We start from the raw sequence: 22,266 nt of genomic DNA, 5'->3' as shown, positions 1-22,266 counted from the left end.
GGCGGCCCCGAGCGCCGCCTGAAAATCCGTTGCTTAGATCGCGAGAATCTTGACGAGCGTCAAGTCCTGACGATGCCCGCGCTTGCGCTTGGAGTTCTGGCGGCGGCGCTTCTTGAAGGCGATCGACTTGGCGCTGCGCGCCTGGCCGACGATTTCCGCCGACACCGTGGCGCCCGCGACCGTGGGAGCGCCGATCTTGGGGGAGTCGCCCCCGATCATCAGCACCTCGTCGAAGGTGACCTTGTCGCCCGGCGCGCCTTCGAGCGCCATGACGGTGATAATGTCTCCGGCGGACACGCTATATTGCTTGCCGCCGGTTTTGATGACTGCGAACATCTTTTTTTCCTGTGTTCGGATCCGGCGCTCGCCTGTTCGAGCATAGCGCGGTGGCGCTGTGCGGGCGGGCCGGCTTCTTGCAGTTGGACCGGTTGCGCTTCGCTTCAAAATGAAAAAAGCGGCGAGACCGCCGCGACGAAGCAAAATACGCCTAGCGCGTCGGCCCGGCCTTGTCAATGGCGCGGGCCGCGTCGGCTCAATAGCAGTTCGCGGCCTTCATCTGAACGAGCCAGCTCATGCAGGCCGCCTGGGCGCGATTGGCGCGGGCCGCGCGGCGCTGGGCCCGCCAATAGGCGTAATCCTCGTCGTCCCAGTCGCCATCGTCGGGATAGCCCTGGCCATACCCGCCCCCATAGCCTCTCGGGCCGCCCCATCCGCCACCGCCGTAGCTCTGCTGCTCGACGACGCAGGTGTTGTAGGCGTTGGCGAGGGTCATGCAGACCGCCACATTGGGCCCGCCCGCCTTGGCAGGCTGAGCGGCGATAAGGGCGCCGATGGCGCCGGCGAAGAAGAGAGTGCGGATTGCAGGCATCGGGTCCCCGGTCGCGGCGCAGCTGGCGCCGTCGGCTTGTCTAACGTCCCTTGTCTGAAGAACATCTGAACGTCACCAGCCGGCGACGCGGCGGCAGGCGGAGGAGCCGCCGTCGAATTCATAATGGTCGCCGCAGGCGAAGGCGACCGGCGGCTCGCCCGTCTGCTCGAACATGTCGTAGCCCTGTTTGAGATTGTGCCAGAAGCCCGCCCATTGCGCATAACCGCCGCCGCCGCTGACGAAGGCGAGCCAGCCGCCGCCATTCCCCGTCTCGCGCGCAAGATTGGCCTCCGTCATGCGAAAGGGAAAGATATGCACCGGGATTTCCTTCTGCCCGGCGCGCAGGGCCGCTTCGACGAAGCCGTAGATTTCCTCGATCCCGCGGTCGGTCATGGCGAAACAGCCGACCGACTTGCAGGCGCCATGCACCATGACGAGCCCGCCCGTGCGGCCGTTCTGCCGGTCGAAGGCGTTGGGATAGCCGACATTGAAGGCGCGGTAATAATTGGAGTGCGGATTGAGCTGCTTGGCCGAGACGCTGTAGAAGCCCTCGGGCGACTGGTAGTCCGCCTCCTTGATCTTGGGGCCGAGCCGGCCCGACCATTTGCAGATCGGGAAGGTCTTGTAGAGCGCATAGCGGCCGTTCTTCTTCAGCCACAGCTCCAGTTGCCCCTCCTGCTTGAAAATGCGCACGAAGACGGGGTCGCCCATGCCGAATTTCGGCGGCGGCGGCTGGAAGGCGTCCTCCGGCGCCGGCCGCAGGGCCGGCTCCTGCAGGCGGGCGAGTTGAACCCCGTCCGGCGCGGCGGCCGGCGCCGCGGCGGCCCCCGCAGGCGTCTGGGCGGCCGAATCGCTCGCGGGCGCGAGGGCGGCCAGCTTGCCGAGATCGGCGGGGCGGGCCGGGGGCGTCGGCACATCGGCGTAAAGCGGCGCGGGCGCCGCTGCGCCGGCGGGGGGCGCGGTCTCGGGCGCCGGCTGCGCCGCCTGCGGCCATTGCGGAAAAGACCAGGACGAGGCCGGAGGCTGCTGGGCCGGCTGCGGCGGCGGGGGAGCGGGGGCCGGCGGCTCGGCCGGGGCCGGGGCCTCCAGCGCGGCGAGGTCGCGCGGGCGGACGGGCGGCAGCGGCGTTTCTCCCGAGGCATTGGCCAAGGGCGTTTCCGCGTTGCGCAGTTCCACTGGGCGGACCGGCGGGGGCGGCGGGAAAGAGACAGAGCCCTCGACGCCCCCGCCATCGAGACCGGCGGCCGGGGCTTGGGGCGCGGCGCCGGCGGGCGCCACGGCGGCGAGGGCCTGCGGCGCGGCCGGTTGCGGGGCCAATCCGGTGAGCGGCGGAGCCGCCGGCGCTTGCGGCGCGGGCGGGGCGGCGTCGGCCGTGGAGACGGATGAGGGCGGGAGGCCGCGGCGCAGGCCTGTCACGATGGCGCCGCCGGCCGGATGGGGCGCGCCGAGGGCGACGACCCTGGCGGCGCCGGGACCGCGCGCCTTGCCGGCTCCGGGCATGAAACGCAGCGCCGCAACGCCGAGGCCGAAAGCGGCGACGGCGAGCGCGGCGAAGAGAAGATGCGTGAGGCGCGGCTTCATGAGCGGGCGTTTCGTTCCTCTCGACGCAGAGCCTGAGACAGGGGCGCCCTCCCGTCAATGTCCCTCGAAAGAGACGAGGGTGCGCACCGGCACGCCGAGCGCCTCGATCTTTCTCGCGCCGCCGAGGTCTGGCAGGTCGATGACGAAACAGGCGGCGATCACCTCAGCCCCCATCTTCTGTAACAGCCGGATCGCGCCCGTCGCCGTGCCGCCCGTGGCGATCAGATCGTCCACGAGGATGACGCGCTCGCCCGGCGCGACGGCGTCGACATGCATCTCCATCTCGTCGGTCCCATACTCCAGCTCATAGGCGATCGACACAGTCTCATGCGGCAATTTGCCTTTTTTGCGAATCGGAATGAACCCCGAGGACAGCTGATGGGCGACGGCGCCGCCCAGAATGAAGCCGCGCGCCTCCATGCCGGCGACCTTCTCGATCTTCGCGCCGGCCCAGGGCTGAACCAGCTCGTCCACCGCCTTGCGAAAGGCCCTCGCGTCGCCGAGCAGCGTCGTGATGTCGCGAAAGAGTATGCCTTCTTTCGGGTAATCCGGAATCGTGCGGATGCTGGCGCGAAGCGGCATCTGTGAACCCTTGGGTGCGTGTTACGGCATCCTCAACCTTAAGTTGAGATCGCGCTGGCGCGCGCAGGCAAGCTGCATACACTGCAACCGGGCCAAACACCAAGGTTGTCGCCAGATGCGTCGCGTTCTCCTCATCTGTCTCGCGCTTTTCCCTCTTGCCGCGCCCGCGCAGCCCCTGCCGCAAGCGTCCCCTGGCGCCGCCCTGCCGGGAGCCGTTCCGCCCGGCCAGCCCTATGGCGCCGGTCCCCGCCAAGGGGCGGGGCAGGGCGCCGGACAGGCGGCGGCCTGGGGTCCTCAGGGCTATGGCGGCTGTTACGGGTGCAGCTATTCGGGCGATTACTATGGCTACTATGGCGCGAATATCGGCGCGCGCCGTCCCGCGCCGCCTCTGCGATTGCAGGGCCAGTGGCGCAACGGCTGGTGGTATTACTGACGCCCGCCTATTTGCTCGCGGCGTTGAGGCGCGCCATCACCGCATCCAGTTTCTCCAGCAAGACCGGGTCGCGCGCCTCGGGCGCCGTGAGAATCGCATTATCCAGCGCCCGGTCCGAGCCAATGGGGCAGGGCTCGTGCTCGGCGGGGAAATCCTTCAGCACGCGCGCCACGAGCCGCGCGGCGGCGGCGGAGTTCTTGCGCACGATGTCGATCACCGATGCGACGTCGACGTGATCGTGGTCGGGGTGCCAGCAGTCGAAATCCGTGACCATGGCGATGGTCGCATAGGAAATTTCCGCCTCGCGGGCGAGCTTCGCCTCCGGCATCGCGGTCATGCCGATGAGATCGAAGCCTGCGGCCTTGTAGTGGAGCGATTCGGCGTAGGTCGAGAACTGCGGACCCTCCATGCAGACGTATGTGCCGCCCTCCGCGATCTCGATCCCCTCTGCGCGGGCCGCCGCCGCGATGCGCTTCGAAAGCTTCGGCGCGATCGGATGCGCCATCGACACATGCGCCACGCAGCCGTCGCCAAAAAAGGAGGACTGGCGGGCGAATGTGCGGTCCACGAACTGGTCGACGAGCACGAAAAGCCCCGGAAAGAACTGCGATTTGAACGAGCCGCAAGCCGAGACGGAGATGATGTCGGTCACGCCCGCGCGTTTCATCGCGTCGATATTGGCGCGGTAGTTGATCGACGAGGGCGACAGTCGGTGGCCGCGTCCGTGGCGCGGCAGAAACACCGCTTTCGTGCCGCCGATCTCGCCGAAGACCAGTTCGTCCGACGGCTCGCCCCAGGGGGTCGACACCCGCGCGCGCCGCACATTCTCGGCCCCCGGAAGGTCATAAACGCCCGAGCCGCCGATAATGCCCACAACCGCGCGCGTCATGCGCCTCTCCCGTTGAAAGAAAAGGCGCGAACGCCCGAAGCGCGCAACTTAGCCGCCGGCGGGCGAGAAGCAAAGGCGATGCGGTTATATGGCGCCCGACAGATTTTGAATCGCTAAAATGCCGCAGGCTGATTCTCTGTTCCGCCGCTCGGCGGAGGACCACGGCCGCCGTGAAAAGGCCAGAGGGCGCGGGCCACGGAAAGAACCCGGTTCGCGACTGGGAAATCAGCGGAATCGGACCGGCCAGACGCGGCGCAGGTCGGATGCTTCCCTCATCCTTTCCACCCGTTCCGCGACGGGCTCGCGCGGGAGCGCGATTGAAAACGATGAGCCCGACAGGGTTGCGCCGCAAAATCCGCTGTGTTAGGGGACCCTCGCCTTGGGACTGGGGCGTTGCCGCCTTCAGTTCCTTGCCCCTGCAGCATCCGTCGCTTCTAGGCTGACCGCGGAAAACGCGCGCGCATTCTCTGCGCCGTGGCCGGCGTTTGGAACGGCGGGAATTTGACGAGCGATCCAAGTGGCTCAAGACGGAGTTTCGCTTTCCGGCGTCGCAGGACGCTACGCCTCCGCCCTTTACGAACTGGCGTCGGAGAAGCGCGCCACGGACGAGGTCGCCGCAGCCCTCGCCGCGTTCCAGGGCCTCATGAATGAAAGCCCAGACCTGAAGCGCCTGGTGAAGAGCCCGGTGTTCTCGGCGCAGGAGCAGGTCAAGGCGCTCGACGCGCTTCTCGGCAAGGCCGGCATTTCCGGCATCGCCGCCAATTTCATCCGGCTGGTCGCCTCCAAGCGCCGCCTCTTCGTCCTTCCGGACATGATCGCCGCCTATCAGGGGCTGCACGACAAGGCCAAGGGCCTCGTGCGCGCCGACGTGACCGTCGCCGCCCCGCTGCGCCCCGATCATGAATCGGCGCTGCGCCAGGCGCTCGCCGCGGTCACCGGCGGCAAGTCGGTCAGCCTCAACGTTCGCACGGATCCGTCGGTCATCGGCGGCATCATCGTGAAACTCGGTTCGCGCATGGTCGACGCTTCCGTTCGCACCAAGCTCAACTCAATCCGCACACGCATGAAAGAGGTCGGCTGATGGATATCCGCGCCGCAGAAATTTCCGCGATCCTCAAGAACGAGATCGCCAACTTCGGCAATGAGGCCGAGGTCACCGAGGTCGGCCAGGTCCTGTCCGTCGGCGACGGCATCGCTCGCGTCTACGGGCTCGACAATGTGCAGGCCGGCGAGACGGTCGAATTCGAGAACGGCGTGCGCGGCATGGCGTTGAACCTCGAAAGCGACAACGTCGGCATCGTCATTTTCGGCTCCGACCGCGACATCAAGGAAGGCCAGACGGTCAAGCGCACGGGCGCCATCGTTGACGTGCCGGTCGGCAAGGAGCTTCTCGGCCGCGTCGTCGACGCGCTCGGCAATCCGATCGATGGCAAGGGCCCGATCAAGGCGACCAAGCGCGCCCGCGTCGACGTCAAGGCGCCTGGCATCATTCCGCGCAAGTCGGTGCACGAGCCGATGGCCACGGGCCTCAAGGCCGTCGACGCGCTGATCCCGATCGGCCGCGGCCAGCGCGAGCTCATCATCGGCGATCGCCAGACCGGCAAGACCGCCATCGCGCTCGACACGATCCTCAATCAGAAGTCGCTGAACGTCGAAGGCGCGCCGGAGAGCCAGAAGCTCTACTGCGTCTATGTCGCCGTCGGCCAGAAGCGTTCGACCGTCGCGCAGTTCGTGAAGGTGCTCGAGGAGCGCGGCGCGCTCGAATATTCGATCATCGTCGCCGCCACGGCGTCCGATCCGGCCCCGATGCAGTTCCTGGCGCCCTTCGCCGGCTGCGCCATGGGCGAGTATTTCCGCGACAACGGCATGCACGCGGTCATCATCTACGACGACCTTTCCAAGCAGGCCGTCGCCTATCGCCAGATGTCGCTGCTGCTGCGCCGTCCGCCGGGCCGCGAAGCCTATCCGGGCGACGTCTTCTACCTGCACTCGCGCCTTCTCGAGCGCGCCGCCAAGCTCAATGACGAGCGCGGCGCGGGCTCGCTGACGGCGCTGCCGGTCATCGAGACGCAGGCCAACGACGTGTCGGCCTATATTCCGACCAACGTGATTTCGATCACCGACGGCCAGATCTTCCTGGAGACCGATCTGTTCTACCAGGGCATCCGCCCGGCGGTGAACGTCGGCCTCTCGGTGTCGCGCGTCGGCTCCTCGGCGCAGACCAAGGCGACGAAGAAGGTCGCCGGCAAGATCAAGGGCGAGCTCGCCCAGTATCGTGAGATGGCGGCCTTCGCCCAGTTCGGCTCCGACCTCGACGCGGTGACGCAGCGTCTGCTCAATCGCGGCGCGCGCCTGACCGAACTGCTGAAGCAGCCGCAGTTCTCGCCGCTGAAGATGGAAGAGCAGACCTGCGTGATTTACGCCGGCGTCAACGGCTATCTCGATCCGCTGCCGGTCAATCGCGTGAAGGCCTTCGAAGACGGCTTGCTCGCGCTGCTGCGCTCGCAGCACGCCGACATCCTTGAGAGCATCCGCTCGACGAAGGATCTCCCGGCCGAGACGGAAGCGAAGCTCAAGAGCGTCGTCGAAACCTTCGCGAAGTCCTTCGCGTAAAGCACTCGTGCCCTCTCCCCGCCCGCGGGGAGAGGGGGAAGCGCCTCCCGGAGGCGAACCCTTTAGACAAGAAGCACGCTCATGCCCTCGTTGAAGGATCTTCGTAACCGCATCTCCTCCGTCAAGGCGACGCAGAAGATCACCAAGGCCATGCAGATGGTCGCGGCGGCCAAATTGCGCCGCGCGCAGACGGCGGCCGAGGCCGCCCGTCCCTATGCCGAGCGCATGGAATCGGTGCTCGCCAATCTCGCCGCCGGCGTCACCACCGGCGGCCCGCAGCTTCTGGCCGGCAACGGCCGGAACGATGTGCATCTGCTGGTCGTCGCCACCGCCGAGCGTGGTCTCTGCGGCGCATTCAATTCCTCGATCGTGCGCCTCGCCCGCGACCACGCCCAGCGCCTCCAGGGTCAGGGCAAGACGGTCAAGATTCTCTGCGTCGGCAAGAAGGGCTACGACCAGCTTCGCCGTCAATTCGAGAAGGAGATCATCGAACTCATCGAGTTGCGCGGTCTGAAGCAGATCGGCTTCGAGAACGCCGACGAGATCGGCAAGAAGATCATCGCCATGTTCGAGGCCGGCGAATTCGACGTCGCCACGCTCTTCTTCTCGAGGTTCAAGTCGGTCATCGCGCAGATCCCCACGGCGCAGCAGCTCATCCCGGCGCAGATCGCCGCCAATGAGAACGCGCCCGCGCAGGAAGGCCCGCAGCCGACCTATGAACATGAGCCCGGCCAGGACGAGATCCTCTCGACCCTTCTGCCGCGCAACATTTCGGTCCAGGTGTTCCGCGCGCTGCTCGAGAACGCCGCTTCCGAACAGGGCGCGCGCATGAGCGCGATGGACAACGCCACGCGCAACGCCGGCGACATGATCCGCAAGCAGACGACCCTCTACAACCGGTCGCGGCAGGCGATGATCACCAAGGAACTCATCGAAATCATCTCGGGCGCCGAAGCGCTCTGATCGTTAAAATAGACGAGGACGTAACATGGCCGCCAACAAGCCCACGGGCCGCATCACCCAAGTCATCGGCGCCGTCGTCGACGTGAAGTTCGACGGCCACCTGCCCGAGATTCTCAACGCGCTCGAGACCACCAACCAGGGCCAGCGCCTGGTGCTCGAGGTCGCCCAGCATCTCGGCGAGAACTCCGTTCGCACCATCGCCATGGACACCTCCGAGGGCCTGACCCGCGGCCAGGAAGTCACCGACACCGGCGCGCCGATCTCGGTTCCGGTCGGCGAGGAGCTGCTCGGCCGCATCATCAACGTCATCGGCGAGCCGGTCGACGAAGCCGGCCCGGTGAAGTCGAGCGGCGTTCGCGCGATCCATCAGCCGGCCCCGTCCTACGCCGAACAGGCGACGGAAGCGCAGATTCTCGAGACGGGCATCAAGGTCGTCGACCTGCTCGCGCCTTACGCCAAGGGCGGCAAGATCGGCCTGTTCGGCGGCGCGGGCGTCGGCAAGACCGTGCTGATCATGGAGCTCATCAACAACGTCGCCAAGGCGCACGGCGGTTACTCCGTCTTCGCCGGCGTCGGCGAGCGCACGCGCGAAGGCAACGACCTCTATCACGAGATGATCGAGGGCGGCGTCAACAAGAAGGGCGGCGGCGCCGGCTCGAAATGCGCGCTGGTTTATGGCCAGATGAACGAGCCGCCGGGCGCCCGCGCCCGCGTCGCGCTCACCGGCCTCACCGTCGCCGAGGAGTTCCGCGACAAGGGCCAGGACGTGCTGTTCTTCGTCGACAACATCTTCCGCTTCACCCAGGCGGGCTCGGAAGTGTCGGCGCTTCTCGGCCGCATCCCCTCGGCGGTGGGCTATCAGCCGACGCTCGCGACCGACATGGGCGCGCTGCAGGAGCGCATCACGACGACGACCAAGGGCTCGATCACCTCGGTGCAGGCGATTTACGTGCCGGCCGACGACTTGACCGACCCGGCCCCGGCCACCTCCTTCGCCCATCTCGACGCGACGACCGTTCTGTCGCGCTCCATCGCCGAGAAGGGCATCTATCCGGCGGTCGATCCGCTCGACTCGACGTCGCGCATGCTCTCCCCGGCGATCGTCGGCGAAGAGCATTACGACGTGGCCCGCAAGGTGCAGTCGACGCTGCAGCGCTACAAGTCGCTGCAGGACATCATCGCGATCCTGGGTATGGACGAGCTCTCGGAAGAGGACAAGCTGGTCGTCGCCCGCGCCCGCAAGATCGAGCGCTTCCTGTCACAGCCCTTCCACGTCGCCGAAGTCTTCACCGGCTCGCCGGGCAAGCTCGTCGCGCTGGCGGACACCATCAAGGGCTTCAAGGGCCTGGTGAACGGCGACTACGACCACCTGCCGGAAGCCGCCTTCTACATGGTCGGCTCCATTGACGAGGCGATCGAAAAGGCCGCCAAGCTCGCCAAGGAAGCGGCGTAACGCGCTTCAAATCGCGAACATGGCCGGAAATTTCCGGCCGTGTTCCTCTGCGCGGCCGGGCGTGATCCCGGCCCTCGTGCGCCGAAACGCGGCGCCATCCCGCTACAGAACCTCCCCCGGAGACTGACATGCCCGCATTTCACTTCGAACTCGTCTCTCCCGAGAAGCTCCTGTTTTCGGGCGAGGTCGAAAGCGTCGTGGCGCCGGGCGCCGAGGGCCAGTTCACGGTCCTCAAGGACCATGCGCCGGTCATGACGACCCTGAAATCCGGCGTCGTCACCGTCGCGGGCGGCGACGGCAAGGTCGAAAAGCTCTTCGTGCGCGGCGGATTTGCGGATGTCAACGCGGCCGGCTTCACCATTCTCGCCGAGCTCGCCGTGTCGATCGCCGAGATCGACGTGGCCAGGCTCGACGCCGACATCAGGAACGCCCGCGAGGACGTCGCCGACGCCAGGTCAGACGAGACGCGTAGCGCCGCCAGCGAGAAGCTGGCCCAGCTCGAGGAGATGCGCGCCGCCGTCGCGGCGTAAACGCGCTGACGCTTGTCCACTTTCAACGCGCTCCGGCGGCCACGCCGGGGCGCGTTTGTCGTCCGGGGGCTGGAGTCTTCCGGGGCATTGAAAGGCCCGGTCAGTCGCAGGCAGGCCCCTCAGTTGTATCGGCAGGCCGCGCCAATTCCGCCTCAATCATGTCGCCATGCTGCGCCTCCGGCGCCAGTTCCTGGCGGCTCGCGGCAACGTCACGAATGGCGTCGCCGATTTCCGGATTGCGTACGATCAGGGACTGCAGGTCGTAGGCGTCGAGAACGAGCAGTTTGGTTGGCTCGACGGCCCGGACGTTCGCTGTGCGCAGCGTCTTGTGCAGAATCGCCATCTCTCCGAAAAACTGACCCGGCCCAAGTCGTGCAGGCTCGCGGGAAAGTTCGATCTCGACCTCGCCCTCGGCGATGAAATACATCGACTGCGCCAGATCGCCTCGCCGGACGATGAGCGTCCCCGCCGGAATCGACTGGGCGCTCAGATAACGCATGATTTCGGCGATCGCCGTCGCGCCGAGCGTCCGAAACAGAGGCACGCTCGCGACCATGCTCCAGGTGACCACGAATTCACGGCGGTGAATTTCCTCGGCGAAGGCGGTGGCCACGATGCCGACGGGCAAGCCCAGCATCACATACCCCAAAACCATTGTAACCGAGGCGATCATGCGTCCGGCGACGGTGACAGGGGTGACGTCGCCATAGCCGACGGTGGTGATGGTCACGATGGCCCACCACATGGCGGTGGGAATCGTGCCGAAAGCTTCCGGTTGGGCGTCCTGCTCGGCGATGTGGATGGCGCTCGCGGAGAAGAGAACGGCGCCAAACAGCAGGATGCCGGTCGCGACGAGCGCCTTGCGTTCGGCTTCCATGACGGCGACGAGGGTCCTGATGCCAGCCGAATAACGGGCGAGCTTGAAAAAGCGCAGGAGCCGCAGCAGGACCATCACCCGCAGGTCGGTGGCGATGAAGAGCGAAAGGTAGAAAGGCAAGATCGTGAGGAGATCGATGATCGCCGAGCCGGAAACGATGAAGGCAAGCCGCGCGGCGGTCGAGGTGCGATCGGTGTAGGGCGTATGGTCCGGGGCGGACCAGAGCCGCATCAGGTATTCGATGGTGAAAGCGACGACGGCAACATATTCGATCGCATGAAACAGTGGCCCGTATTTATGTCCATATTCGGGGACCGACTCTAGGACCACCGCGAAGACGGAGAAGGCGACGAGGACCACAAGGGTCCGATGAACGAACCGGGTCGCCCAGTCGTGCCCGCCCCCGTCGAGAATCAGATGCGTGCGGCGCCGAGTGCGATAATACCAGCCTCGTTTTTCCGCCGTCACTGCGCCGCCTTGCCTCTCAAGGCGTCTTCGACCGAGGCGAGGGCCTGATCGATCGCCGTCGCGTCGGGGCCGCCGGCCTGGGCGAGATCAGGCCGTCCGCCGCCGCCCTTCCCGCCGAGCGCGGCGCTCGCGACCCGGACGAACTCGACGGCGCTATATTTTTCGGTGAGGTCGTCGGTGACGCCCACGACGATCCCCGCCTTGCCGTCCGGCGAGGCGCTGGCGATGGCGACGATTCCGGAGCCGATGCTCTTCTTCGCGTCGTCGACGAGTGATTTCAGGTCCTTGGCGTCGATCCCTTCGACCGCGCGAGTCAGCAGCTTGACGCCCGCGACCTCACGCGCCTCCGGCCCGGCCCCGGCGCTCCCGCCGCCGCCCATGGCGAGCTTGCGCTTGGCGTCGGCAAGGTCGCGCTCCAGCCGCTTGCGCTCTTCCACCAGCTGCGCCAGCCGCGACGGCGCCTCTTCGACCGGGGCGCGCATCAGCGTGGCGATCTCCTGCAGCGCCCGGGACTGCGAGACCAGATAGGTTCGCGCGCCCTCGGCGGTGCGCGCCTCGATGCGGCGGACGCCCGAGGCGACCGCGCCCTCGCTGATGATGGTCAACAGCCCGATGTCGCCGGTGCGGCCCACATGGGTGCCGCCGCAGAGCTCCACGGAAAAGGCGTGACGCGAGCCGGGATCTGGGCGGCCCATGGAGACGACGCGAACCTCATCCCCGTATTTCTCGCCAAAAAGCGCGCGGGCGCCGGAGTCGATCGCTTCGTCCTGCGCCATTACCCGCGTGTCGACGGGGGCATTGTCCTGGATGATCTCATTGGCGAGCGTCTCCACCCGGCTCAGCTCCTCGGCGGTGAGGGGCTTTGGATGGGTGAAGTCGAAGCGCAGACGCTCGGGGGCGACGAGCGAACCCTTTTGCGAGACATGGTCGCCAAGAACCTGCCGCAACGCCTCGTGCAGGATATGCGTGGCCGAGTGATTGGCGCGCGTCGCCCTGCGACGGTCATGATCGACGTCGAGTTCGAGCGCGAGGCCCGGCGTGAGTTCGCCCTCCTCGAGGACGCCCTCATGGACGATGAGGTCGCCGAGCTTTTTCGATGTGTTGTCGACGCGGAAGCGCAGGCCCTTGCCGCGCATGACGCCGACGTCGCCCACCTGGCCGCCTGATTCCCCGTAAAACGGGGTCTGGTTGAGGATGACGGCGCCGCGCTGTCCCCGTTTCAGAGCGAAGGCTTCGGCGCCGTCGTGGACGAGCGCGGTGACGACGCCTTCGGATCTCTCGGTGTCATAGCCGAGAAATTCGGTCGCGCCGAGGCGCTCCTTGAGCGCAAACCACAGCGTTTCGGTCGCCGTTTCGCCGGATCCCGCCCAGGCCTTGCGGGCCTCGGCGCGTTGGCGATCCATGGCGGCGTTGAACGCCTCTTTGTCCACGGCGATGCCCCGCGGGCGCAAGGCGTCCTCGGTGAGATCGAGCGGGAAGCCATAGGTGTCATAGAGCTTGAAGGCCGTTTCGCCGGAGAATTTCCCGCCCGTGGCCAGCCCGGCGGTCTCTTCGTCGAGGATGGCGAGGCCGCGCGCGAGCGTGGCGCGGAATCGGGTCTCCTCGGTTTTCAGCGTATCGACGATCAGCGCCTGGGCGCGGACCAGTTCGGGATAGGCCTGCCCCATTTCGGCGATGAGGGTCGGCACAAGACGCCACATCAGCGGTTCCTGCGCCCCGAGAATTTGGGCATGGCGCATGGCGCGGCGCATGATCCGGCGCAGCACATAGCCGCGCCCTTCGTTGGAGGGCGTGACGCCGTCGGCCACCAGGAAGGAGGAGGCGCGCAGATGGTCGGCGATCACTCGGTGGCTGGCGGCCTGCGGCCCGTTGACCGAAGCGCCGGTCAATTCGGCGACCGCGCCCGTCAGCGCGCGGAAAAGGTCGATCTCGTAATTGGAAGTGACGCCCTGCATCAGGGCGGCGATGCGCTCGAGCCCCATGCCGGTGTCGATCGAGGGACGCGGCAGGGGCGCCCGCTGGCCCGGCGCGACCTGCTCGTATTGCATGAAGACGAGGTTCCAGAATTCGAGGAAGCGGTCGCCGTCCTCGTCGGGGCTGCCGGGCGGCCCGCCCGCGAGCGTCTCGCCCTGGTCGTAGAAGATTTCCGAACAGGGGCCACAGGGGCCGGTGTCGCCCATGCTCCAGAAATTGTCGGAGGAGGCGATGCGGATGATGCGGCTGTCATGGAAGCCCGCGATCTTTTTCCAAAGATCATAGGCCTCGTCGTCATCGTGGTAGACGGTGACGAGGAGGCGATCGACCGGGAGCTGGAATTCCTTGGTGATCAGGCTCCAGGCCAGTTCGATCGCGCCGTCCTTGAAATAGTCGCCGAAGGAGAAATTCCCCAGCATTTCGAAGAAGGTGTGGTGGCGCGCGGTGTAGCCGACATTGTCGAGGTCATTGTGCTTGCCGCCGGCGCGCACGCATTTCTGGGCGGAAGCCGCGCGCGCCTGATGGCGTTTCTCGACGCCCGTGAAGACATTCTTGAACTGCACCATGCCCGCATTTGTGAACATGAGGGTGGGGTCATTGTGCGGGACAAGCGGAGAGGACGCGACCTTCTCGTGGCCGTTGCGCACGAAATAGTCGAGGAATGCGGAGCGTATCTGGTTGACGCTGCTCATTTTGCGTCTCTCTGAAGGCGACCGGGGACGCCGGTCATATGGTGAAAACCTTGCCGGGCGGAAGGCCGCCCTGCGAAAGGCCGCGTCGCGGCTGGCCGGAAGAGAGCCCGCGCGCCGTCTGTCGCGGCCGGATATGCCAGTCCGGGAGCGTTTCGGCAATGAAAAAGGCCCGGCAAGCGGGCCTTCGATCATCGGTGCTGAAAGGGGCGCGGAATTATTCGCCGCCGTCGTCGTCGCCTGCGCCTGCGTCCAGAATTTTCTCGGCGATGAGGCCGGCGTTCTCGCGGATCGCCTGCTCGATGCGTCCGGCGATTTGGGGGTTCTGACGCAGAAAGCCCTTGGCGTTCTCCCGGCCCTGGCCGAGGCGCTGGCTGTCGTAGGAGAACCAGGCGCCGGATTTTTCGACGACGCCCGCCTTGACGCCGAGGTCGATGAGCTCACCGACCTTGGAGACGCCCTCGCCATACATGATGTCGAATTCGACCTGTTTGAAAGGCGGCGCGACCTTGTTCTTGACCACCTTGACGCGGGTCTGGTTTCCGATCGTTTCGTCGCGATCCTTGATGGCGCCGATGCGGCGGATGTCGAGGCGGACCGAGGCGTAGAATTTCAGCGCATTGCCGCCCGTCGTCGTCTCCGGCGAGCCGTACATCACGCCGATCTTCATGCGAATCTGGTTGATGAAGATCACGAGCGTATTGGAGCGGGCGATGGAGGCGGTGAGCTTGCGCAGCGCCTGGCTCATCAGACGCGCCTGAAGCCCCGGCTGCACCTCGCCCATCTCGCCCTCGATCTCCGCGCGCGGCGTGAGCGCGGCGACCGAGTCGATGACGAGCACGTCGACGGCGCCGGAACGCACCAGCGTGTCTGTAATCTCGAGCGCCTGCTCGCCCGTGTCGGGCTGGGAAATCAGAAGCTCGTCGAGATTGACGCCGAGCTTGCGGGCGTAAACCGGATCGAGCGCATGTTCAGCGTCGACGAAGGCGCAGACGCCGCCGGCCTTTTGCGCCTCGGCGACGACATGCAGCGTAAGCGTCGTCTTGCCCGAAGACTCGGGCCCGTAGATTTCGACGATGCGGCCGCGCGGCAGGCCGCCGACGCCCAATGCAATGTCGAGCCCGAGCGAGCCCGTCGAAATGGTCTCGATCTCGACCGCTTTCTGATTCTTGCCGAGCCGCATGATCGAGCCCTTGCCGAAGGCGCGCTCGATCTGCGACAGGGCGGCGTCAAGCGCCTTGGTCTTGTCCACGGACGTTCCTTCCACGAGGCGGAGATTGGCTTGGCTCACGGCTTGAAAATCCCTTCTGGCACGAATCGACGCACAGGGGCAACGGCTCGGGCTCTATTGTGCATGATTTGTTCCGCTCTCCAAGTTCTTTTTTCGTTCCCGCGGCGCCGGGTCGCTCGGGCGCGGAGGAGCCCTCCGGAAGTCGTCTGAAAATCAGTCTTCTTTATATCCGCAGCGCAGATACAGCGGCGCCTCGACGGCGCGCGCCGGGGGGGCGGCCCGCCAGGCGTCCTCCAGCGCCTTGTCCACAAGGTCGAGCGGATTGCGGCCCGTGTCCTCCTCGTATCGGCGCACCGCCGACCAGGTGGAGAGGAATCGGCGGAGATCGTCTTTCGATTCGGCGATTTTCGTCGTGAAGAGGGGAGCCTCGCGCTCGGCGAAAGGAAAGGGCAGGGTGCGATAGCCGCTGAAGTAATAGTGCGCGTTCTGGCCCCAGTAGCGGCCGAGGATCCCGCTCTTCAGCGTTTCGAGCACCGCGTCGAGCGGGGCGCGGCCGGTCCGGGGCCAGTCATAGGTCCAGGCGGCGAGAACGCCGCCAGGCTTCAGCGCGCGCCGCGCCAACGGATAGAATTCGCCCAAGTCGAACCAGTGCAGGGAGCAGGCGCAGGCGATGAGGTCGACCGCGCCGTCGAGTCCAGGGTCATCTTCGGCTGCGGCGAGGCGGTACTCGATATTGGGCCGGTCCGGGGCCAGCGCCAATTGCCGCGGGTCGCGTTCCGTGGCGAGCACGCGGCTGAAATGACGGGAAAGGCCAAGCGCGGCCTGACCGCTGCCGGTTCCGCAGTCCCAGGCGAGGCCCTGCGCGGGGGCGGCGCCGGCCAGCCAGGCGAAAAGCCCCTCGGGATATTCGGGGCGGAAGGCCTGATAGTCCGCCGCGTTCTGGCCGAAGACCAGGGATTGCCCGACATCCGCGCCCACTGTCCCTCCGAAATGGTCACCCGCGCCCCAAGCGGCGCGCTGGGGGGATGTGTCACATTCGCATGTCGAAGAGAAGCGCCTCCGCGTCGCTCACGCCCTCGAGGCGCAACTCGTCCCCGCCCGTCACGGCGAGGCCATCGCCCGCCGAGAGACGCGCGCCATTGGCCGTGAGTTCCCCGCGCGCCGCCTGCACCCAGGCGCCGCGGCCGGGCGCAAGGCGCAGCGACACATGTTCGCCCCCGCCAAGACGCGTTGCGTAGAGATCGACGTCGCGATGGATGGTGAGCGAGCCGTCCCGGCCGTCGCGGGAGGCGAGGAGGCGCAGCCGGCCGCGCATTTCGCCCGGCGGGAAGGCTTTCTGCTCGTATCCGGGCGCGAGGCCCTCGCGCTCGGGCAAAATCCAGATTTGCAGAAAATGTACGGGTTCGCGGTCTGAGGCGTTGTATTCGCTATGGCGCACGCCGGTTCCCGCCGTCATGCGCTGAGCCTCGCCGGGGCGCAGCACGCCGCCGCCGCCGGTGCTGTCCCGGTGCTCGAGCGCCCCCTCGAGGACGTAGGAGATGATCTCCATGTCGCGGTGCGGATGGGTCGGGAAGCCCGCGCCGGGCGCAACGCGATCCTCATTGATCACGCGCAGCGGGCCAAAACCCATATGCGCGGGATCGAAATAGTCCCCGAAGGAAAAGCTATGCCGGCTGTCGAGCCAGCCGAGCCTTGCGGCGCCGCGCGCCTCCGCCTTGCGGATCGAAAGCTGCATGTTCCGAGCCTCCCGTTCGAGTCGGAACATGGCCCCTCCGGCGCGCGCCGCCAACCCTTTCGACAGGCGCTTCAGTTTCCGGCAACCGGCCCGAGCCGGTGGCCGATGAGATAGACGGCTCCGTTCTCGTCGCCGGTGACGAGCAGCGCCCCGTCCGGCGTCTGCGCGACGACTCAGAGAAGGGCAAAGGACGCGCAGACCATCGGCCGCATGGGCTTCCTCCCCGTCGTCTCATTCGCGCTCGTAGAGGCGGATGTCGGCGATCGCGGCCGTTCCTTCATAATAGTTGGTGTGCGGATCGCCGATGATGAAAAAATCGGGATAGGCCGAGTCTTTCGGCCAGCTATGCGGGATTTCCAACAGGCCGAAGGGACCCTTGTAGGTAAACGAACGGTCGTAAGCGCCGTCATATTCCTCGCGCGTCTGATTGTAGTGCCAGATGGGATGGCCATCCTGGAGAAATGCGCGGCGAAAACGATAAGTCGCTTTCCCGGAGAAACGGAAATTGCCCTGGATTTCGAGCGTGTAGCCCGCACGATCGCGCTCGATCGCAAAACGATATCTTTCGCCGGGCAGGACCTCGGGCGTCAGCTGCGCGGCCGAGACCACTGGCGGAGCGGCGCGCGCGTCGCCGTAAGTCGTTCCGCATTCGCTTGCCGAGACGGGCTCGCTCTCGACCATGCCGCCCGGAGAAAAGAACAGGGCATTTACCGTGTTGTCCTGAGTGACATGATTTCCCGAGGGAGCGCAGAGCTGGAAGGAAGGCTTCTCCGCCATGGTGTAAGCGTCGATCGCGACTTTGCGGTGTGTATGAATGAAGACGTTGTTGCGGGGAAACGGGTCCGGGTAATCCACAATAGCCAGAAAGTAGAAGCCGTTCGTATTTTTGACGCCGAACCAGTCGGCATAGGGCTTCGCAATTTCGTTGCTCGGGCCAAACGCCCAGGGGTGGCGCGTCTTCGCCCCGTTTTCGGCGTAGCCGTTGACGCGCCCCAAATAGGCCCACTGGCCGTTGCGGCTGCCGCCGAAATCCAACCCCACAAGCGAATACTCGATGCGGTATTGGGTGGGAAGCGGATGCGTGGGGCGGATGATGATTCCCCCATGATGATCCGGCTCGCTCAGCAGCGCCGCCGGTTCGCCGTTGATGGCGACATTCGTCAATGACGGCGGATTTTTGGGCTTTCCAATTTTTTCCGGATCGCGCGCAGAGAGTTCCGCGGTCAGCCATCCGTCTTTTCCAAATCGGAATGTTTGTCGGTAGGTGTCGAAGGAGTCGAGCTGCCGGGTGAAGTCCGCGCCGCCGGTCGCATGAAAATAGTCGCCGTCGTCGTCGAAGGGGTCGGCCCTTCCCGGGGGCGTCCTTATCCAGGGCGCGGCTTCTCCGCCGATCGGACGCTCGAAATTTTCCTCGAAGATCAATCGCCAGCCAGTCCGCTCCCTTTCCTGCCCGTTACGCGCCAGCGCGTCCTTCGCGGGCAGGTTCAGTGAAAGAGCAAAGGCGGAAACGATCAGCGTCGCCGCGACGAGGAGGGGGGCCAAGTTTTCCAACCCATGACTTTGCGAGAACACGGAGAATTCGCCCGCAACTGACCTGCCAAACGGCGCCGAAATGAGGCGCGGTTCGTCGGCTGGGCGGTTTCATTGCGGCGCCCGCGAACCGGCAGCCTCCTCTCCTTGTTTCAGTTGCGTCGCGTCCGCGAGACGCCGCAGCCGGGGAGACGTGACATGAGCTGGATCATCTTGCTGTTTGCGGCGCTGTTCGAGATCGCCTGGGCGGTCTGGCTCAAAGCCGCCGGCGGTTTCACGCGGCTATGGCCCTCGATCGGCATACTCGCCGCCATGGGCGCGAGCGCTGGCCTGCTCGCGCTCGCGGTTCGCACGCTGCCAATTGGCTCCGCTTACGCCGTCTGGACGGGACTCGGCGCAGCCGGCACGGCGACGACGGGCATTTTCTGGTTCGGAGAGCCCGCGACGCCGCTGCGGCTGTGCAGCATCGCGCTCGTGGTGCTCGGCGTCGTCGGCCTGCGGCTAACGGAGTGAGGCGCCTTTCCCGTGCGCGGTCACGGCGCCGGCGCGAGATAGAGCGCTGCGAACATGACCGCCCCGCAGGCGAGGGCGCCGAGGAGAAGGGGCGTGAATTTTTGCGCGCCGTTCCTGCGCTGCGCATCGCAATGGGCCTGTGAGGCGCCGGCGCGGTTGAAGAGTCGATGCGCTGCGGCGCAGCCGCCAAGAGCACAGGCGGCGGCGACCGCGAGGGCGAGCAGGGCGGCAGGGGTCATTGCGCGTCTCCGATCCTTTGCCCCAAAAATGTCGCGCGCGAGCGCCGCGCCGTCAAATCCCGCGCGCGCCGCTCAAAGGCCGAGATCCGAGAGGCCGGGATGGTCCTTGGGGCGCGGCCCGAGCGGCCAGCGATATTTGCGTTCGGCCTCGCTGATCGGCTGATCGTTGATGCTCGCGAAACGCAGGCGCATCAGCCCGTTCTCGTCGAACTCCCAATTCTCGTTGCCATGCGAGCGGAACCAGCTTCCGGAATCGTCGCGCCATTCATAGGCGAAGCGCACGGCGATGCGATTGTCGTCGAAGGTCCAAAGCTCCTTGATGAGGCGGTAATCGAGCTCCCGCGCCCATTTGCGTTTGAGGAATTCGACGATCTCCGCGCGGCCGCGGGGGAATTCGGCGCGATTGCGCCAGCGGCTGTCGATCGTATAGGCAAGCGACACGCGTTCGGGATCGCGCGTGTTCCAGGCGTCTTCCGCCATGCGCACTTTCTGGATCGCGGCCTCGCGCGTGAAAGGGGGCAGTGGGGGCCGTTGCGTCTCGCTCATGAGGCAGTCTCCTTCGTCTGGCTGCTGCGAAAAGGCAGCGAGGCTTCCTGTTCGGCGATCATGTCGTCGAGCGCGCGCCGCTCGCGCCGGCAATAATCCGCGACGGCGGCGGCAAGATTTTCGTCGGCGAATTCATGCGCGGACCAGGTGACGACGGGCCGATAGCCGCGCGCGAGCTTGTGCTCGCCCTGCGCGCCCGCTTCGACGCGTTTATAGCCGTTCATGAGCGCATGTTCGATCGCCTGATAATAGCAGACCTCGAAATGCAGGAAGGGCCGCTCGACGCGCGCGCCCCAATTGCGGCCGTAAATAGCGTCGTCGCCCAGAAAGTTGATCGCGCCCGCAACATAGTCGCCGCCGACCCGCGCCATCACCAGCAGAATGCGATCCGCCATCGTCTCGCCGATCGCGTCGAAGAAGGCCCGCGTCAGATAGGGCCGCCCCCATTTGCGCGCGCCCGTGTCCATGTAGAAGGCGAAGAAAGCGTCCCAATGCGCGGGCGCAATCTCGCCGCCGGTGAGACGTTCGATGACGAGCCCCTCCTGCGCGTCCCGCCGCTCGCGGCGGATCGCCTTGCGCTTGCGCGCCGAGAGCGCGTCGAGAAAATCGTCGAAGTCTCGATAGCCTTCATTGACGAAATGAAACTGCTCCCCCGCGCGCAATATGAAGCCCGCCGCGCGCAGCGTCTCGGCGTCGGCGCGCGTCGGGAACGTCAAGTGGATCGAAGAGGCGCCGACGGCCTGCCGCAGGCCGCGCAGGGCCGCGATCAGGGCCGCCTGCGCGCCCGCAGGCGCGCCTTGCGCGACGAGGAGGCGGCGGCCGGTGACGGGGGTGAAGGGCGCCGCGACCTGCAGCTTGGGGTAATAGCGCCCGCCGGCGCGCTCATAGGCCTGCGCCCATCCCTGATCGAAGACATATTCGCCGAGACTGTGCGACTTGAGATAGGTCGGCGCGCAGGCGACGAGGCGCCCGCCCGCATCCTCGACCAGCACATGAAGGGGAGACCAGCCGCTGGCGCGGCCGACCGAGCCCGAGCGTTCCAGCGCATGAAGGAAGGCGTACGAGATGAAAGGATTGTGGCGCTCGCCGTCGTCGGGCGCCGTCGCGCGCGGATTGGCGCAGGCGTCCCAGGCCGCGGCGTCGACGCCGTCGAGAGACTGAACGAAGCGCGCCGTGAGAGAATCCGCCATGACCGCCGCTGTTTTTCGAGCCTCGTCAGTAGATAGGAAAGGCGCGGCACAGCGCCAGCACGTCGTCGCGCGTCGCGGCGATGAGCGAGCCATTTGAAGGATCGGCGACGACGCCGGCGATCCAGGCGCCAATCTGCCGGAATTCGGCGGCGCCGAAGCCGCGCGTGGTTCCGGCGTTGCTCGAAAGCCGCAGGCCGGAGGGCGCCTCCGGCGGGCGCGGATCGAAGGGGATAATGTTCTTGTTGACGGCGAGCCCCGCCGCCTCGAGCGCCCTTGCGGCGACGTCTCCCGTCACGCCTGTCGCGGAGAGATCGACGAGCATGAGCCCCATGTCCGTTCCGCCCGTCACGATGCGCAGGCCCGCCGCGTCGAGGGCGTGCGCGAGCGTGCGCGCATTGTCGAGAACGGCTTCGTTGTAAGCCCGAAATTCGGGGCGCAGCGCCTCGCCGAGGCAGGCCGCCTTGCCGGCGACGGCGTGCAGCATCACGGAGCCCTGAACGCCAGGAAAAATCCCTGCGTCGATGCGCTTCGAAAGGCTGTCGTCGTTCCACAGAACGAGCCCGCCGCGCGCGCCGCGCAGGGATTTGTAGGTCGTCGTGGTCACCACATGGGCGTGCGGGACGGGATCGGGATAAAGCCCCGTGGCGACGAGGCCGGCGACATGCGCCATGTCGACGAGAAGAAAGGCGCCGACCTCGTCGGCGATGGCGCGAAAGCCCGAAAAGTCGATCGTTCGCGGATAGGCGGAGCCGCCGGCCACGATCATGCGCGGCCGCGTCGCGCGGGCGAGATCGCGAACCTCGTCGAGGTCGATCCTTTCGGTGACGCGGTTCACGCCATAATGCGCAATCTTGTAATCGCGCCCGGTCAGCGTCGCGGGATGTCCGTGGCTGATATGGCCGCCCGCTGCGACATTCATCGAGAGAATGGGGTCGCCGAGGCGAAGAAGGCCTAGAAACACGCCGGCGTTGGCGTTGGAGCCCGAATGCGGCTGCACATTGGCGAAGCGGCAGCAAAAGAGTTTTCTGGCGCGCTCGATTGCGAGGCTCTCGATGGCGTCGGCGAATTCGGCGCCGCCGTAATAGCGGGCGAAAGCGGCGCCCTCGACGGTCTTGTTGGTGAGCACGGACCCCTGCGCCTCGAGCACGAGGCGCGAGACGATATTCTCCGAGGCGATGAGCTCGATCCCCTCGCGCTGGCGGGCGAGCTCGCCGTCGATGGCGCGCGCGAGTTCCGGATCGGCCTCGAGGCCGCGGGAGAAATAGCCGTCGGGAGGATTGGACATCGCGTTTCGAATCTCGCGGCTCCACTATCGAAAGGAGACTGTGCCGGCTCGCGCGCGTCTTCGCAAATCGTCTTCGC

Annotated in this window: 22 protein-coding genes; 7 read left to right on the top strand and 15 right to left on the bottom strand. The window is 66.4% G+C overall.

The features are described from left to right. Positions 1-33 precede the first annotated feature (33 nt). The 4 genes from rplU to WOC76_RS18185 all read right to left on the bottom strand — a co-directional run bounded on the left by rplU (position 34) and on the right by WOC76_RS18185 (position 3,031). Positions 34-336, bottom strand: a complete 303-nt coding sequence (rplU, locus tag WOC76_RS18200; RefSeq protein WP_341104807.1) for a 50S ribosomal protein L21 — start codon at positions 334-336, stop codon at positions 34-36. A gap of 196 nt (positions 337-532) precedes the next feature. Further along, positions 533-868 carry a hypothetical protein gene (locus tag WOC76_RS18195; RefSeq protein ID WP_341104809.1) on the bottom strand — a complete coding sequence of 112 codons (336 nt, stop codon included), beginning with the start codon at positions 866-868 and terminating at the stop codon, positions 533-535. 72 nt (positions 869-940) lie between these two features. Beyond that, positions 941-2,449, bottom strand: coding sequence for a L,D-transpeptidase family protein (locus tag WOC76_RS18190; RefSeq protein ID WP_341104811.1), 1,509 nt, complete (start codon positions 2,447-2,449; stop codon positions 941-943). 54 nt (positions 2,450-2,503) lie between these two features. Further along, a complete protein-coding gene (locus WOC76_RS18185) occupies positions 2,504-3,031 on the bottom strand; it encodes an adenine phosphoribosyltransferase (protein ID WP_341104814.1) in 528 nt (175 codons plus the stop codon). Positions 3,032-3,146: 115 nt separating this feature from the next. Between WOC76_RS18185 and WOC76_RS18180 the strand changes: the two genes are divergently transcribed. After that, positions 3,147-3,464 (top strand): hypothetical protein, encoded by a 318-nt coding sequence (locus WOC76_RS18180; RefSeq protein WP_341104815.1) that lies wholly within the window; start codon positions 3,147-3,149, stop codon positions 3,462-3,464. 7 nt (positions 3,465-3,471) lie between these two features. On the opposite strand, the gene WOC76_RS18175 is transcribed toward WOC76_RS18180, so the two are convergent. After that, positions 3,472-4,353, bottom strand: a complete 882-nt coding sequence (locus WOC76_RS18175; protein WP_341104817.1) for an S-methyl-5'-thioadenosine phosphorylase — start codon at positions 4,351-4,353, stop codon at positions 3,472-3,474. Between the two features lie 517 nt (positions 4,354-4,870). Here WOC76_RS18175 and WOC76_RS18170 point away from each other — a divergent pair. The 5 genes from WOC76_RS18170 (at position 4,871) to WOC76_RS18150 (ending at position 9,912) form a co-directional block, all read left to right on the top strand. After that, positions 4,871-5,434 carry a F0F1 ATP synthase subunit delta gene (locus WOC76_RS18170; protein ID WP_341104819.1) on the top strand — a complete coding sequence of 188 codons (564 nt, stop codon included), beginning with the start codon at positions 4,871-4,873 and terminating at the stop codon, positions 5,432-5,434. Continuing rightward, entirely contained in the window at positions 5,434-6,966 is a 1,533-nt protein-coding gene (gene atpA / locus WOC76_RS18165) for a F0F1 ATP synthase subunit alpha (protein WP_341104821.1), read from the top strand. The genes WOC76_RS18170 and atpA overlap by 1 nt, the downstream gene beginning before the upstream one ends. An 81-nt stretch (positions 6,967-7,047) precedes the next feature. Continuing rightward, positions 7,048-7,929, top strand: coding sequence for a F0F1 ATP synthase subunit gamma (locus WOC76_RS18160; protein WP_341104823.1), 882 nt, complete (start codon positions 7,048-7,050; stop codon positions 7,927-7,929). Between the two features lie 25 nt (positions 7,930-7,954). Next, the gene (atpD, locus tag WOC76_RS18155; protein ID WP_341104826.1) at positions 7,955-9,382 is read left to right on the top strand and encodes a F0F1 ATP synthase subunit beta; all 1,428 of its coding nucleotides are present in this window, start codon (positions 7,955-7,957) and stop codon (positions 9,380-9,382) included. A 128-nt stretch (positions 9,383-9,510) separates the two neighbouring features. Further along, positions 9,511-9,912, top strand: coding sequence for a F0F1 ATP synthase subunit epsilon (locus WOC76_RS18150; RefSeq protein WP_341104828.1), 402 nt, complete (start codon positions 9,511-9,513; stop codon positions 9,910-9,912). Between the two features lie 100 nt (positions 9,913-10,012). Here the strand turns inward: WOC76_RS18150 and WOC76_RS18145 are convergent, their stop codons facing one another. The 6 genes from WOC76_RS18145 to WOC76_RS18120 form a co-directional block, all read right to left on the bottom strand. After that, positions 10,013-11,257, bottom strand: coding sequence for a cyclic nucleotide-gated ion channel (locus WOC76_RS18145; RefSeq protein ID WP_341389251.1), 1,245 nt, complete (start codon positions 11,255-11,257; stop codon positions 10,013-10,015). Continuing rightward, positions 11,254-13,923, bottom strand: a complete 2,670-nt coding sequence (alaS, locus tag WOC76_RS18140) for an alanine--tRNA ligase (protein WP_341104832.1) — start codon at positions 13,921-13,923, stop codon at positions 11,254-11,256. Before alaS ends, WOC76_RS18145 begins: the two co-directional genes overlap by 4 nt. Before the next feature lie 214 nt (positions 13,924-14,137). Beyond that, complete coding sequence (gene recA, locus WOC76_RS18135) at positions 14,138-15,211, bottom strand: recombinase RecA (RefSeq protein WP_341104834.1); 1,074 nt, start codon at positions 15,209-15,211, stop codon at positions 14,138-14,140. Between the two features lie 153 nt (positions 15,212-15,364). Continuing rightward, positions 15,365-16,129, bottom strand: a complete 765-nt coding sequence (locus WOC76_RS18130; protein ID WP_341431527.1) for a class I SAM-dependent methyltransferase — start codon at positions 16,127-16,129, stop codon at positions 15,365-15,367. Between the two features lie 52 nt (positions 16,130-16,181). Continuing rightward, positions 16,182-16,916: a pirin family protein gene (locus tag WOC76_RS18125; RefSeq protein WP_341104838.1), complete on the bottom strand. Its 735-nt coding sequence runs from the start codon at positions 16,914-16,916 to the stop codon at positions 16,182-16,184. A 201-nt stretch (positions 16,917-17,117) separates the two neighbouring features. Then, positions 17,118-18,437 (bottom strand): hypothetical protein, encoded by a 1,320-nt coding sequence (locus tag WOC76_RS18120; RefSeq protein ID WP_341431526.1) that lies wholly within the window; start codon positions 18,435-18,437, stop codon positions 17,118-17,120. A 177-nt stretch (positions 18,438-18,614) separates the two neighbouring features. Between WOC76_RS18120 and WOC76_RS18115 the strand changes: the two genes are divergently transcribed. Continuing rightward, the gene (locus WOC76_RS18115; RefSeq protein ID WP_341104841.1) at positions 18,615-18,929 is read left to right on the top strand and encodes a DMT family transporter; all 315 of its coding nucleotides are present in this window, start codon (positions 18,615-18,617) and stop codon (positions 18,927-18,929) included. A 20-nt stretch (positions 18,930-18,949) separates the two neighbouring features. Here the strand turns inward: WOC76_RS18115 and WOC76_RS18110 are convergent, their stop codons facing one another. The 4 genes from WOC76_RS18110 to glyA form a co-directional block, all read right to left on the bottom strand. After that, positions 18,950-19,168: a hypothetical protein gene (locus WOC76_RS18110; RefSeq protein ID WP_341104843.1), complete on the bottom strand. Its 219-nt coding sequence runs from the start codon at positions 19,166-19,168 to the stop codon at positions 18,950-18,952. A gap of 72 nt (positions 19,169-19,240) precedes the next feature. After that, positions 19,241-19,714 carry a nuclear transport factor 2 family protein gene (locus tag WOC76_RS18105; protein WP_341104845.1) on the bottom strand — a complete coding sequence of 158 codons (474 nt, stop codon included), beginning with the start codon at positions 19,712-19,714 and terminating at the stop codon, positions 19,241-19,243. Then, on the bottom strand, positions 19,711-20,904 hold the full coding sequence (locus WOC76_RS18100; RefSeq protein ID WP_341389245.1) for a GNAT family N-acetyltransferase: 1,194 nt from the start codon (positions 20,902-20,904) through the stop codon (positions 19,711-19,713). The genes WOC76_RS18105 and WOC76_RS18100 overlap by 4 nt, the downstream gene beginning before the upstream one ends. Before the next feature lie 25 nt (positions 20,905-20,929). Continuing rightward, a complete protein-coding gene (gene glyA, locus WOC76_RS18095; RefSeq protein ID WP_341104847.1) occupies positions 20,930-22,189 on the bottom strand; it encodes a serine hydroxymethyltransferase in 1,260 nt (419 codons plus the stop codon). Positions 22,190-22,266 lie beyond the last annotated feature (77 nt).

Origin of the sequence: Methylocystis sp. IM3, assembly GCF_038070105.1 — a bacterium.
Taxonomy (GTDB): domain Bacteria; phylum Pseudomonadota; class Alphaproteobacteria; order Rhizobiales; family Beijerinckiaceae; genus Methylocystis.
The sequence above is the reverse complement of the archived record's forward strand: the minus strand, read 5'-3'. Positions and strand labels throughout refer to the sequence as shown.